The organism is Spirosoma sp. 209, from assembly GCF_002006735.1.
In the GTDB taxonomy this organism is placed as follows: domain Bacteria; phylum Bacteroidota; class Bacteroidia; order Cytophagales; family Spirosomataceae; genus Spirosoma; species Spirosoma sordidisoli.
In genome coordinates, this window is sequence record NZ_MVEC01000025.1 from 103,836 (window position 1) to 116,346 (window position 12,511).

The window sequence follows — 12,511 nt, forward strand, 5'->3', positions numbered from 1 at the left end:
CCCATAAAGGTTTGTTGGCGTCTAAAGCCATCCGACTTTATGGGTGATTTCACGCATAAAAAGGGTGATTTCACGCATGGTGACTTGTCTAAACGAAATAGAAGGGCCTATTTTGATCATCAGTCAAGAATCACGTACTCAAATTTTTTGTGTGATGAATCAGGAAGAAAAGGTAATGTCGTCTGGATACGAAGCGTCATCAGTAGAAGTACAAAACGTGATTATCGAGTGGGCAAAAGCTGCCGAAGCGTTTCATCAGCGTTATGGAAAGCTAACTGAGGTTATCAACGTTTTACAAGTTACGGCCCGGCGAAATCCTGGTGCCAATAAAGCAAAGCTGCGTCGGCTCGTCGCCCTGCGGCAACATATGAGCGATGCGCTTATGACACTGTTGCTGGATATGTCTGGTCAAAAACCAGGACGTTCTGCACAACCATCAAAACCAGGTCAGCTGCGTTCGCATACCTGCCTCCTGGATGAGCTAAACCGCGAAATTGACGCTGAGTTGGTCAGTTTCAGCAATGTAGCCCAAGCATAGTGTTCACTTCCCTATTGATAAAGGTAAGTCCCTCGATTCGTCGAGGGGCTTTTTTTATGGTAAACGTAGTAAATATTTACTACGCGATGAACACAAATTGATTAAATGAATAGTAAATGTTAGCATTATTGCTAATACACATACAAATTCGCAAATAGTTACTTTCCAGGAAAAATCCAATTTTAACTCAGACAGATCAGCCCGAAATAACGGTTCCCAACAGGGACGAAATCTGCATATCAATTCGCTTGAAATGCATGAACTCGGTCATAAGCTGATCAGCTTCTTCAGGAGTTTTGCTGCTGACCTCGCGGAGTTGTTGTTGAAGGGTAACCATGCGTTGCTCGGCCAGCATTTTCTTGATGCGCAGCACGTTTTTCCAGGCTGCTTCGGCCAGGATTTTCACTTCCTCTTCTGACGGGACGAATATCTCGTGTTTCTCCCACCCATCACTGATCTCGTACCGGGGGGTTGTCAGATTGATAGCCTGGTGCTGCATGTCGGCAGCACTCGCATTCGGCACAACGGCCGGGTTTCGGTTCAGGAAGTCGTGGGCCAGCAGGATCTCTCCCCGACTATAAGCCTCCCGATACAAGGTTAACATCAGATCATAGGGCGAAGTTTGAAACTCGATCTCATGCAACTCCGAGAGCACATACTGGCAGAGCGTAATGCCGGGCTCCAGTTCCCGGGCTCCGTAGTTCATCAGCAACCGGATACATTCTTCCTCCTGAAACGAGAGCGGAGTACGGGCCGTTGCCGCCAAACTGGGCCTGGGGGGCGCTGCTGCTTCATCGGGAGGCATATCAACGCTCAGTCCGTTAAGCAGGGCATTGATCTCCTCCAGCGACGCATCGGGTTCGGGGTTGCCGCCGGCTGGTTGCTGGCGGTTGTTACGATCGCGTTGGCGTTCGGCCTCTTTCTGCCGCTGATCCTGCTGTTGTCTGAGAAGCCGGTTGATCTCCGAGATGACCGACTGTTCACTCACGTGAAATACCTGCGCCACCCGCTGCGACAGGGTTTGGCGTTTAAGCGGGTCGGGTATTCGGGTGATACTGGCGCATACGTCCGAAATTCCTTCGGCTCGTTTGAGGGGATTATCGCCGGCTTCGGCCAGCCACTGACTGGCTTTGAAATCGATGAAATCTTTCGAGTGGTTCCGGATATACAGTTTAAAGGCATCGGCCCCTACTTTATGCACGTAGCTATCCGGGTCTTCGCCATCGGGTAACAGCAGCAGCCGCAGGTTCAACCCTTCTTCCAGCACCATGTCGAGACCGCGCAGGGCCGCTTTGATACCAGCTGCGTCGCCATCGTAGAGGATGGTCACGTTGGGAGTGAAACGGGCAATCAGCCGGATCTGCTCGGTAGTCAGCGAGGTACCCGACGAGGCCACAACGTTTTTTATCCCAGCCTGATGCAGCGAGATAACATCGGTATACCCTTCTGTCAGGTAGCATACATCCTCCTGTCGAATGGCCTGCTTGGCCTGAAAGATGCCGTATAGCACCTGGCTCTTGTGGTAGACCGTTGTTTCGGGCGAGTTCAGGTACTTTGGCTGCGTTTTATCGGCCTTTAGAATACGCGCGCCAAAGGCAATGACCCGACCCGACACATTATGGATCGGGAACATGACGCGCCCCCTGAAGCGGTCGAAGGTCTTGTTATTTTCCTTGCTTAAAATGAGTCCGGCTTTCTCGAGCAAATCGCGGCTGTATCCACGGCGGCTGCCTTCCTGCAAGAGGGCGTCCCACTGATCAAGGCTGTATCCCAGGTCGAAAGCCTCGATGGTTGGGTTCGTGAAGCCACGTTCCCGAAAGTAACTCAGGCCGATGCTCTTGCCTTCGTCTGTTTGCAATAAGGTTTCCTGAAAAAACGTCTTGGCAAAGTTCAGCACGATCAGCAGGCTCTCCCGCTCATTCTGGCGCAGCAGATCTTCGGGTGTCTGCTCCTGTTCTTCGATCTCGATACCGTATTTCTTGGCCAGATAGCGCAACGCTTCGCCATAGCCAATGTTCTCGATATCCATGACGAACTTGACAGCGTCTCCTGCCTTGCCGCAGCCAAAACACTTGTAAATCTGCCGCGACGGGTTTACGTTGAACGAAGGCGACTTCTCATTGTGGAAGGGACAGCAGGCGGTATAGTTACTACCGCGCTTCTTGAGCGAGACAAAATCGCCGACCACCTCCAGGATATCTGCCGCCTGCCGGATTCGTTCAACCGTTTCTTCAGGAATTCGCATTGGATTTCATTACGTAAATGAGTACCCAAATTTACGCCGAAACGCGTCGCAATGACGGTTTCATACAGATAGCTCACACCTGTTTTGGCAGTATTTTTGCTATTTATATAGTTGATCGCAAATGTGATCATGCGTAGAGTGGGTCTCAAAATCACGTAACACCGTATGAACCGACAAGTACTTCCCGCTAGATATATGCCCCCACCTGGCCAAAATCGCCTTATTTCGATAGCTATACTTTCTCTGCTGGTTCTGCTACAGTCGTGCCGCAAACAGCCTGACGATGTAGTAGCCCCTAACGGCAAACCAACCAACCTGTACTCGGCGGATGTGGCTACCAAATGGGCCTCCCTTCAACTTAAGCTAACGAAAACTACGGCTGGGTTTACCCCGCCCGTTGCGTCGCGTGCTTTGGGATATGCCGGCCTTACTATGTATGAGTCAGTCGTACCTGGTATCACCAACCGCAAATCGCTGGTAGGGCAGCTCCAGGGCCTGACAGCTTTGCCTTTACCAGAGATCGGCAAAACCTATAACTGGGCACTTAGCGCTAATGCTGCACAGGCCGCCATCCTTCGTAGTCTGTATGCCAATACCTCGGCTGCTAACAAAACCACTATCGACTCGCTCGAAACGGCTTTGCTAACTCAATTTAAAGACAAAGACGAAACCATAAATCAACGGTCGGTAACCTTCGGCACCGCAATTGCCAATGCGGTATTCGAATACTCAAAGTCAGACGGTGGCCATGAAGGGTACAGCCGTAACTTCCCGACCAGCTACGTCGTTCCAACAGGTGCCGGTATGTGGCAACCGACCGAGAACGGTATAAAAATTCCGATGCAGCCCTACTGGGGACGTAACCGAACGTTTGTAAAAGCCAATGATGAACTGGCTGTACCGAAGCCTCTGGCTTATTCAACCAACACTAACTCAGCGTTTTTCAAGCAGTACATGGATGTCTATAACAAGTCAAAAGTGCTGACCCAGACTGAGAAAGAAATTGCCGTCTGGTGGGCCGACAACCCCGGCGAAACGTTTACACCACCTGGTCACTCCTACAACATTGCCCAGATTGTAGTAACGACTGCCAAAGCCAATCTGGCCAAGGCGGCAGAGACATTTGCGCGTACCGGCCTGGCAGTCTCGGATGCATTCATACTGTGCTGGCGATGCAAGTTTCTCTACAACAACCTGCGCCCCTACACCTACGTGCGACTCGCCATTGACCCCGCCTGGGTTCCGTTCTGGCCAGCTCCGCCCTTCCCGGGCTTCCCGTCTGGTCATGCTACCCAGTCCTCGTCGGCAGCTACTGTACTGGCGGCTATGTACGGTGAAAAATTCACCTTTACGGACAATTCGCACGTCAACCGCTTTAAGGATGCAGCGCGGAATGTAGAATTCAAAGCCCGTACATTTACATCATTTTCCGCTTCGGCGAAAGAATCGGCAGATTCGCGTTTTTACGGCAACATACATACCGCACAGGATAACGAAACAGGGCTGGCTGAAGGCAAGAAGATCGGCGCTAACATAAACGCTCTCGCCTGGACGAAATAGGTCTAACAACAGTTCGGCCCCCGAGCGTACATAAGCGGTACGTTCGGGGGCCGAACTGTTGTTTATAAAGAAGGGCTCAGTAAGCCCGAACGAGCTTACCCTCCATGAAGTTAACGAACGCCTTATTAACGACGTTATTCCCACCCGGCGTTGGGTAGTTACCCGTAAAGTACCAGTCGCCCGAATGGTTGGGGCAGGCGCGGTGCAGGTTCTCAACCGTTTGGTATACCACGGCTACCTGAGCTTTGAGATCGGATGGCGTGACGATCCGGGCCACCTGCTGCGACAGTTCATCGTGCGTGAACGGTTCAAACAACGCTTTTACGTAATTTTCTTTGGCGGCATTGCCCGACTCGATGGCCGCTACACACTGGGCGTAGACCTCTTCGATGACGTCTTCCTGGTTCCGCTCCCGCAGCAGATCGAGCGCGGCCCGGAAACCAACGAACTCCTTGAACTTCGACATGTCGATGCCGTAGCAGTCGGGAAAACGGATTTGCGGAGCTGACGAGACAATGATGATTTTTTTGGGACCCAGCCGGTCGAGCATCTTCAGGATGCTTTTCTCAAGCGTTGTTCCCCGTACGATGGAGTCATCAACCACGACCACGTTGTCTTTACCCTTCCGGATAACTTCGAACGTTGTGTCATACACATGCGATACCATATCGTCACGCTGGCTATCGTCAGTAATGAAGGTGCGTAGCTTCACATCTTTAGAAACCAGCTTTTCTACCCGCGGCCGGAACGACAGCACCCGGTCGAGCTCCTGCTCGAACAGAATGCCCTCCATGATGGCTTTTTTCCGCTGCTTATAGAGATATTCTTCCAGCCCTTCTACCATACCGAAGAACGCGGTTTCGGCCGTGTTCGGGATATAGGAGAAGACCGTGTTTTCGAGATCGTAATCGATCTCTTCCAGAATCTGCGGAACCAGCAGTTTGCCGAGCATCTTACGCTCGTTATAAATATCGGGGTCGGTAGCCCGCGAGAAGTAGATCCGCTCAAAGCTGCACGACCTTTTTTCGACCGGCTGGATGAACTCGTACTCGCCGTACTCACCGTATTTGTCAACAATAAGCGCATGGCCGGGCTGTACTTCCTTGATTTCGCTGTATTCTACGTTGAATGCCGTTTTGATAGCCGGTTTCTCCGAGGCTACCACCACCACTTCATCGTCGGCATAGTAATAGGCCGGACGGATACCCGCCGGGTCGCGCGCTACGAACGAGGCTCCGTAGCCCGTCATACCAACCATGGCATAGCCACCGTCGAAATCGCGGCACGACCGGTGCAGAACCCGTTGCAGATCGAGGTTGTCTTCGATAATGTCTGACAGGTCGGGGTTTTCGTAGATGCCCTTGAACCGGTCGAAGACGCGCTGGTTTTCTTCGTCGAGAAAATGGCCGATTTTTTCCATCACCGTTACGGTATCGACCTTTTCTTTGGGGTGCTGACCAAGCGAAACCAGTTTATTGAACAGGCTGTCTACGTTGGTCATGTTGAAGTTGCCGGCCATTACCAGGTTCCGGCTGCGCCAGTTGCTCTGCCGGAGCATAGGGTGGCAGTTCTCGATCTCGTTGGCGCCATGGGTGCCGTAGCGGAGATGGCCCATCCAGACTTCGCCTGTAAAAGCCACGTTCTCCTGGAGCCACTGCGCGTCTTTGGCCTTGTCCCGGTTGCCTTTGATGGCCTTCCGGAACTTCTTGTTGACCTTCTCGAAGATGTCGGTCACCGGCCGCTGATCAACGGAGCGGTAGCGGCTGATGTACCGATGGCCCGGTGGTACGTCGAGTTTGATGTTGGCAATACCGGCCCCGTCCTGGCCCCGGTTTACCTGCTTTTCCATGAGCAGGTAGAGCTTGTTGGCTCCATAAAGAGCCGTTCCGTACTTATCAATATAATACTGGTACGGTTTGCGGAGCCGGATTAGGGCAATGCCGCACTCATGTTTGATGGCGTCGCTCATGAGGGGTTGTCGCTGAAGCGAAGAGTGTTTTGGTGAATAACGAAGTAACGACCCTCTTCGTAAAAGGGTTCGGCATCGGTATAAGCAAAGGTAGAGAAAGTGAGCTGGAAACAGATGGGTTGTCAACTCATTTTACCACTTCCTCAAACGGGTAGTTTCCCGGGTTGACATTCGACCTGCGATTCGTCATATTTACAGCAATTGGCTACGGCCGAATGGATGAATAACGCCGATGGACTCCGGTTTTGTTATTGCGGTCGGAACGGCCGTACTGTTGATGATGGCCGTGTTCATCATCATTTTCGTGGCCTATTACCAACAAAAACAGGCAAAGCAGCAACTGGCTCTCAAGGAGTTACAGGAACAGCACCGGCGTGAGCTTATGGCAGCGACCTTCCGGGGTCAGGAAGCCGAACGCAAACGCCTGGCCGCCGACCTTCATGATGGCATTGGCACCATGCTGTCGGTTACCAAGATGAGCCTCAACCAGGTAGAGCGGCAACTGAACGGCGATACGCTGAACATGCGAACGGCCCTCCAGGTTCAGAAAACCCGGGCCATGATCGACGAGACCATGACCAACGTCAGGCGCATCAGCCGCGACCTGGTCCCTACTACCCTCGACCGGTTTGGTCTGCTGCCCGCCCTCGAAGAACTGGCCGAACGCGCTTCAGAAGGCGACATTCTGGTTCGGCTCGACTGCCCCGATGATCTCCAGCAGCTATCGCCCCCGCTGAGTTTGACGCTCTACCGCATTGCGCAGGAGTTGCTCAACAACGCCATTCGGCACGCCCGCGCTACCCAGATCGATATTCAGCTGTACTGCCTGCACATGAACAACTCGGTCGGCGAAGTTCGCCTGTCGGTCATCGACGACGGCGTCGGCTTTGATTTCGACGCCATTATGGAAGACAAACGCGCCGGGCTGGGTCTGCGCAATATCGAAAGCCGGCTGAGTGTGGTCGATGGCCATGTCACCTTCGATGTGGCACCCGGCCGGGGCTCACAGATTCACGTACAGGTCAGGCTCGAAGACGCAGAAACTGTTGGTTTTATGCGTTAATTTGTTTCCCCGCAGCACCGCCAAAACGACTAACTATCGACTCAATTTTACTGGCTTCCTCCTATGAGAAAAATAAAACTGGCCCTCTGCGACGACCATACGCTGTTTCGTGTGGGCATGGCTACCATTCTTGGTCAGGTTCACGACTTCGAGCTGATCCTGGAAGCAGGCAATGGGCAGGAACTGATCGAACGCGTTCCCCGAAAAATGCCCGACGTCGTGCTGCTTGACCTGCAAATGCCGGTCATGGACGGCACCGCCACCGCCGACTACCTCCGCGAACACTGGCCCCTGGTTAAAATCGTTGTTCTGACTATGCACGACGAAGACCGTATGGTACTGCACCTGCTCGAAAAAGGGGTAAGCGGCTATCTGCTCAAAGATGCCGAGGCCGACGAGGTTGAAAAAGCGATTCGGAAGGTGATGGACGAAGGCGTTTACCTGAACGAATTCGTATCGAAGGCCATGCTGCGGAAGATGACCAACAAAACAAACGTGGCGAAGCCCGTCAACGCCTTCTACAACAGCAAAATACTGCTCTCGGAGCGGGAGAAAGAAGTGCTGACCCTGATCTGCGAAGGCTTGTCAACGAACGAGATCAGCGAAAAGATCTTTCTCAGTCCGCGCACGGTAGAAGGCCATCGGCTGCGCATTCTGGAGAAAACTGGCACCAAAAATACGGCCGGCATGGTAGCCTACGCGTTCAAGAATAGTCTGGTATAAGATAAGGGGGCCGGCGTTCCCTCGGGACCGGGCTGACCAGACTCCCGACTAAACCTTTTTCGACTTGTGGGCGTATGTATCTCTAAACAAATGCCGATACGCATGAAACGCTACACACAAAAAGGAATATTGGTAGCCCTGACAGGCTTTGCTCTAACCAGCCTCGTGGCCTTCACCGAACCGGGCCCGGTCACTACACCGACAGCCCCGGTCATGACGCTGGCAGCCGACCCCGTTGATCACAGCATCTACGACCGGCTGGCCAAAAAACACATCAATGAAAAAGGGCTGGTCAACTACAAAGGCTTCAGGAGCGACGAGAAAGAACTGGATAAGTACCTCGACCTGCTTTCTAAAAACCCGCCTACCGACAAATGGAGTCAGGACGCCCAGATCGCTTACTGGATCAACGCCTATAACGCCTACACCATCAAGCTGATTCTGAACCATTACCCGGTTAAAAGCATCAAGGACATCGGCAGCAAAATCAAGATTCCGTTCGTGACCACCCCCTGGGCCATCAAGTTTATCCCGATTGGGTCGGAGAAGATCAGCCTCGACAACATCGAGCACGGGACCCTCCGCAAGAAGTTCAACGACCAGCGGATTCACTTTGCGCTGGTTTGTGCAGCTCGCTCGTGTCCCCGTCTCCGTAACGAAGCCTACACAGGCGCCAAACTGGATGCCCAGCTCGACGACCAGGGGAGCGATTTCCTGAACAACCCGGCAAAGAATGCAATCAGCCCACAGAAAGCCAGCTTGTCGAAGTACTTCGACTGGTATAAAGGCGACTGGAAAGAAGACAACAAGTCCATTGAATACTGGGTAAATCGGTATTCGAAAACCAAAATCAATAAAGACACCGATATTTCTTTTCTGGATTATAACTGGGCCCTGAACGAACAGTGATGTCTGCTGTCAGTTATCAGTAAGGAGTGATTGCCTCTACGCCGTTGGTTCTCTGGAAACGATGGTCCGGGTCAACCTGCTCCTTACTCAGCTGTTTACAGATGAAACGCATTGTATACTGGTTCCGAAATGATCTGCGGCTACACGACAACGACGGGTTTTCCCGGGCGCTGGCCGACGCCGACGAAGTGCTTCCCGTTTTTGTATTCGACCCGCGCTGGTTTACCGAACCAGACAGCGCCCGGCGCCCCGACACACCCCTCAACTTCCGCAAAACCGGTCTGTACCGAACCAGTTTTCTAATCGAGTCGGTAGCAGATCTGCGCCAGTCGCTACAGGTTAAGGGAGCCGACCTGATTGTCCGTATCGGTAATCCCGCACTCATTCTGGCCGAACTGGCCGAAGATATCGAAGCCGTTGCCATCTACGCCAGCAAAGAGGTAACCCAGGAAGAAACAGACGTAGAATCGGATCTCGGCAAACGACTCAAGCCGCTCAACATCAACCTGGATCTGTTCTGGCAATCGACGCTCTATCACGTGCGGGATCTGCCGTTCGAAATTTCCAGACTGCCCGACGTGTTCACGCAGTTTCGGAACCGGATCGAGAAATATGCGCCGGTGCGGGAGGTGATTTCAACACCGGACCGAATTCGGCTCGCCACCGACGGAGCCGGCTCGGCTATTGATCCTGAACCGCTGCCTACAATCGCCACGTTTGGTTTTCCGTCCGAATTTTCGCCCAGCGCGCAAGCCGCTGTACCCTTCAAAGGGGGCGAGACCATGGCGCTTAGCCGGCTTCAGCACTACCTGTGGGATCGTGACCTGCTCAGAACGTACAAAGAAACCCGCAACGGTATGCTCGGCGAAGCGTATTCGAGCAAGTTTTCGGCCTGGCTGTCGCTGGGTTGCCTGTCGCCCCGGTTCGTGTACGAAGAAGTGAAGCGGTATGAGCAGGAACGGGTCAAAAACGACTCGACCTATTGGCTGATCTTCGAGCTGCTCTGGCGCGATTTTTTTCGGTTCGTGGCGCTGCGCTACGGTAACCGGCTTTTCAAACCCAGCGGTATCCGCCATCAGCTCGGCAAAAAATGGCGTCGCGACCGGGATTTGTTTTTGCGATGGGCAGGGGGCGAAACCGGTATTCCCTTTATCGATGCCAACATGCGGGAATTGAACATGACCGGGTTCATGTCCAACCGGGGCCGTCAAAATGTAGGCAGCTTTCTGGTCCGGGATCTGGGCATCGACTGGACCTGGGGGGCCGCTTATTTCGAGAGCCTGCTGGTCGACTACGACCCTTGTAGCAACTGGGGCAACTGGAACTACGTAGCCGGGGTGGGCAACGACCCGCGCGAAGACCGATACTTTAACATTTACAGCCAGGCCATGCGTTACGACGAGGAAGGTCGGTTCGTCAAACACTGGCTACCGGAGCTGGCCAGTGTACCTTCCCATAGGGTGCATATGGTTTCGAACATCCCCCAGCAGGAGCTGAACGAATACGGCGTAGCGCTGGGCGATAACTACCCCATGCCGATTATCAATCCAAACAAGTGGCTTACGGCTGAAAAAAACCGGTAACCAAAAAAAGTAAAAACAAATCCATAGTTTTAAGCAGTTTTGAATCCGATAAACACCTTTTCGGTACCACAATTATGTCAAGAACAACCATTATCGTCGTTGCTGTTTTGCTTATTCTGGGCGTATACGGCTGCAGTTCGTACAACGGCCTGGTGACTAAAGATACACAGGTAGAAAACGCCTGGGCTAATGTGCAGACCCAGTACCAGCGCCGGGCCGACCTGATTCCGAACCTGGTTCGGACGGTGCAGGGAGCGGCTAATTTCGAGAAAAGTACCTTGTCGGCCGTAATCCAGGCTCGTGCCAACGCGACGGGCATCAACCTCAACGCCGACCAGCTCACGCCCGAGAATATCCAGAAGTTTCAGGCAGCCCAGGATCAGCTGAGCGGTTCGCTGTCGCGGCTGCTGGCGGTGGCCGAGAGCTACCCACAGCTAAAAGCCACCCAGAATTTCTCGGAATTACAGGCGCAGCTGGAAGGCACTGAGAACCGGATCACCGTGGCCCGTAACGACTTCAACGGAGTAGCCACCAGCTATAACCAGTCGGTTCGGTCATTCCCGAACAACATCTTTGCGGGCGTCTTCGGATTCCAGCGCAAAGGCCTCTTCGAAGCCTCGCAGGCCGCCCAGAGCGCTCCGACCGTACAGTTTTAACGTACAGTGATCAATGCATACGGCAGGCAGGGCTTCGGTCCGGCAGGCCGTATGCATTACCCCGCTCTGAACCATGACAGCACCTTTCTCTCCTGCCGAGCAGCAACGTATCGTGGAGGCCATCCAGCAGGCCGAAAAAGCCACATCGGGCGAAATCCGGGTACACGTTGAGCCACATTGCGTCGGTTCGGACCCCTTGGCACGGGCCATTGAGGTGTTTGCCCAGCTGGGTATGCACCAGACCAAAGCGCAAAACGGGGTTTTATTTTATCTGGCACACGCTGACCGCAAATTCGCCGTCATTGGCGATAAAGGCATCGATGCGGTTGTGCCGGCCGGCTTCTGGGAAGAGACGAAAGACCTGCTGCGTAACCATTTTGCCGTTGGCGACTATGTCGGTGGCCTCAGGCAGGGGATAGCCCAGGCAGGTCGGCAGCTCCACCAGTATTTTCCGTACGATGGCGAGACGGACAAGAACGAACTCGCCGACGACATTTCGTTTGATCATTAATTCTGTGAACGTACTTACCCGTCTTTTTCGCCTGATTAGCCAAACAGGGTCGGTTGTGCTGCTGCTTATCCTGCTGGCGCCGAGTCTGCGGGCCCAGGTCAGCAGCGCCGATTCGGTCATTCCGGCCCGGCCCAACCCGCCCCGGCTGGTCAATGATTTTGTGGGTGCGCTGAGCCGGTCTGAACGTGACCAGCTGGAGCAGAAACTCCGCGCTTACAACGACTCGACCTCTACCCAGATCACCGTCGTTATTGTTCGGACTACCGAACCGTATCCGATCGGCGACTTTGCCTTCCGGGTAGGGCGCAAGTGGGGCGTGGGCCAGAAAGGAAAAAACAACGGATTAGTGCTGGCCTGGGCCACCCAGACTCGAAAAATTTACATTGCTACCGGCTATGGGCTGGAGGGAGCCATCCCCGACGCCATTGCCAAACGGATCATCAGCAACACCCTGGTACCGGCCTTCAAACAGGAACAGTACTATCAGGGACTCGACGCTGCCACGACCGAGATCATTCAGCGGGCGCAGGGCGAGTACCAAGCCGAACCCCGGTCCGGCAATGACTCCGACGGGTTCGGTATCCTGATCTGGGTCTTTATTATTTTCGTCATCATCTTCCTGATTTCGCGCCGTAACAAAGGGGGTGGCAGCAACCGAAACCGGGGTGGAGGTTTCTTTCCACCGGTGTTCTTCCCCACGTCAACCTACTCAGGCTGGGGCGGCTCGTCGGGGGGCGGTGGTGGCTTTGGCGGG

The 12,511-nt window shown here is 53.6% G+C and carries 11 protein-coding genes; 9 read left to right on the forward strand and 2 right to left on the reverse strand.

Features of this window, described 5'->3' with window-relative positions:
- The first annotated feature begins 154 nt into the window (after positions 1-154).
- Complete coding sequence (locus B1C80_RS26950) at positions 155-538, forward strand: hypothetical protein (RefSeq protein WP_077924325.1); 384 nt, start codon at positions 155-157, stop codon at positions 536-538.
- Positions 539-734: 196 nt separating this feature from the next.
- Here the strand turns inward: B1C80_RS26950 and dnaG are convergent, their stop codons facing one another.
- Positions 735-2,783 carry a DNA primase gene (dnaG, locus tag B1C80_RS26955; protein WP_077924307.1) on the reverse strand — a complete coding sequence of 683 codons (2,049 nt, stop codon included), beginning with the start codon at positions 2,781-2,783 and terminating at the stop codon, positions 735-737.
- Positions 2,784-2,978: 195 nt separating this feature from the next.
- On the opposite strand from dnaG, the gene B1C80_RS26960 reads away from it, so the two are divergent.
- Positions 2,979-4,343: a vanadium-dependent haloperoxidase gene (locus B1C80_RS26960; RefSeq protein WP_077924308.1), complete on the forward strand. Its 1,365-nt coding sequence runs from the start codon at positions 2,979-2,981 to the stop codon at positions 4,341-4,343.
- A gap of 76 nt (positions 4,344-4,419) precedes the next feature.
- On the opposite strand, the gene B1C80_RS26965 is transcribed toward B1C80_RS26960, so the two are convergent.
- Positions 4,420-6,312, reverse strand: a complete 1,893-nt coding sequence (locus B1C80_RS26965; protein ID WP_077924309.1) for an amidophosphoribosyltransferase — start codon at positions 6,310-6,312, stop codon at positions 4,420-4,422.
- A 232-nt stretch (positions 6,313-6,544) separates the two neighbouring features.
- On the opposite strand from B1C80_RS26965, the gene B1C80_RS26970 reads away from it, so the two are divergent.
- The 7 genes from B1C80_RS26970 to B1C80_RS27000 form a co-directional block, all read left to right on the forward strand.
- Entirely contained in the window at positions 6,545-7,375 is an 831-nt protein-coding gene (locus B1C80_RS26970) for a sensor histidine kinase (RefSeq protein ID WP_077924310.1), read from the forward strand.
- Positions 7,376-7,438: 63 nt separating this feature from the next.
- Positions 7,439-8,098 carry a response regulator transcription factor gene (locus B1C80_RS26975; protein ID WP_077924311.1) on the forward strand — a complete coding sequence of 220 codons (660 nt, stop codon included), beginning with the start codon at positions 7,439-7,441 and terminating at the stop codon, positions 8,096-8,098.
- Between the two features lie 102 nt (positions 8,099-8,200).
- Complete coding sequence (locus B1C80_RS26980; RefSeq protein ID WP_077924312.1) at positions 8,201-9,007, forward strand: DUF547 domain-containing protein; 807 nt, start codon at positions 8,201-8,203, stop codon at positions 9,005-9,007.
- Between the two features lie 101 nt (positions 9,008-9,108).
- Positions 9,109-10,590 carry a DASH family cryptochrome gene (locus B1C80_RS26985; protein WP_077924313.1) on the forward strand — a complete coding sequence of 494 codons (1,482 nt, stop codon included), beginning with the start codon at positions 9,109-9,111 and terminating at the stop codon, positions 10,588-10,590.
- 74 nt (positions 10,591-10,664) lie between these two features.
- Positions 10,665-11,246 carry a LemA family protein gene (locus tag B1C80_RS26990; RefSeq protein ID WP_077924314.1) on the forward strand — a complete coding sequence of 194 codons (582 nt, stop codon included), beginning with the start codon at positions 10,665-10,667 and terminating at the stop codon, positions 11,244-11,246.
- 73 nt (positions 11,247-11,319) lie between these two features.
- The gene (locus B1C80_RS26995; RefSeq protein WP_077924315.1) at positions 11,320-11,757 is read left to right on the forward strand and encodes a TPM domain-containing protein; all 438 of its coding nucleotides are present in this window, start codon (positions 11,320-11,322) and stop codon (positions 11,755-11,757) included.
- A partial coding sequence (locus B1C80_RS27000) for a YgcG family protein (RefSeq protein WP_369822753.1) occupies positions 11,753-12,511 on the forward strand: 759 nt, incomplete at its 3' end. The genes B1C80_RS26995 and B1C80_RS27000, both read left to right, overlap by 5 nt.

Coding starts and splice junctions, on each gene's coding strand:
- B1C80_RS26950 (WP_077924325.1), top strand. CDS start 155: ATGAATCAGGAAGAAAAGGTAATGTCGTCTGGATACGAAGCGTCATCA.
- dnaG (WP_077924307.1), bottom strand. CDS start 2,783: ATGCGAATTCCTGAAGAAACGGTTGAACGAATCCGGCAGGCGGCAGAT.
- B1C80_RS26960 (WP_077924308.1), top strand. CDS start 2,979: ATGCCCCCACCTGGCCAAAATCGCCTTATTTCGATAGCTATACTTTCT.
- B1C80_RS26965 (WP_077924309.1), bottom strand. CDS start 6,312: ATGAGCGACGCCATCAAACATGAGTGCGGCATTGCCCTAATCCGGCTC.
- B1C80_RS26970 (WP_077924310.1), top strand. CDS start 6,545: ATGGACTCCGGTTTTGTTATTGCGGTCGGAACGGCCGTACTGTTGATG.
- B1C80_RS26975 (WP_077924311.1), top strand. CDS start 7,439: ATGAGAAAAATAAAACTGGCCCTCTGCGACGACCATACGCTGTTTCGT.
- B1C80_RS26980 (WP_077924312.1), top strand. CDS start 8,201: ATGAAACGCTACACACAAAAAGGAATATTGGTAGCCCTGACAGGCTTT.
- B1C80_RS26985 (WP_077924313.1), top strand. CDS start 9,109: ATGAAACGCATTGTATACTGGTTCCGAAATGATCTGCGGCTACACGAC.
- B1C80_RS26990 (WP_077924314.1), top strand. CDS start 10,665: ATGTCAAGAACAACCATTATCGTCGTTGCTGTTTTGCTTATTCTGGGC.
- B1C80_RS26995 (WP_077924315.1), top strand. CDS start 11,320: ATGACAGCACCTTTCTCTCCTGCCGAGCAGCAACGTATCGTGGAGGCC.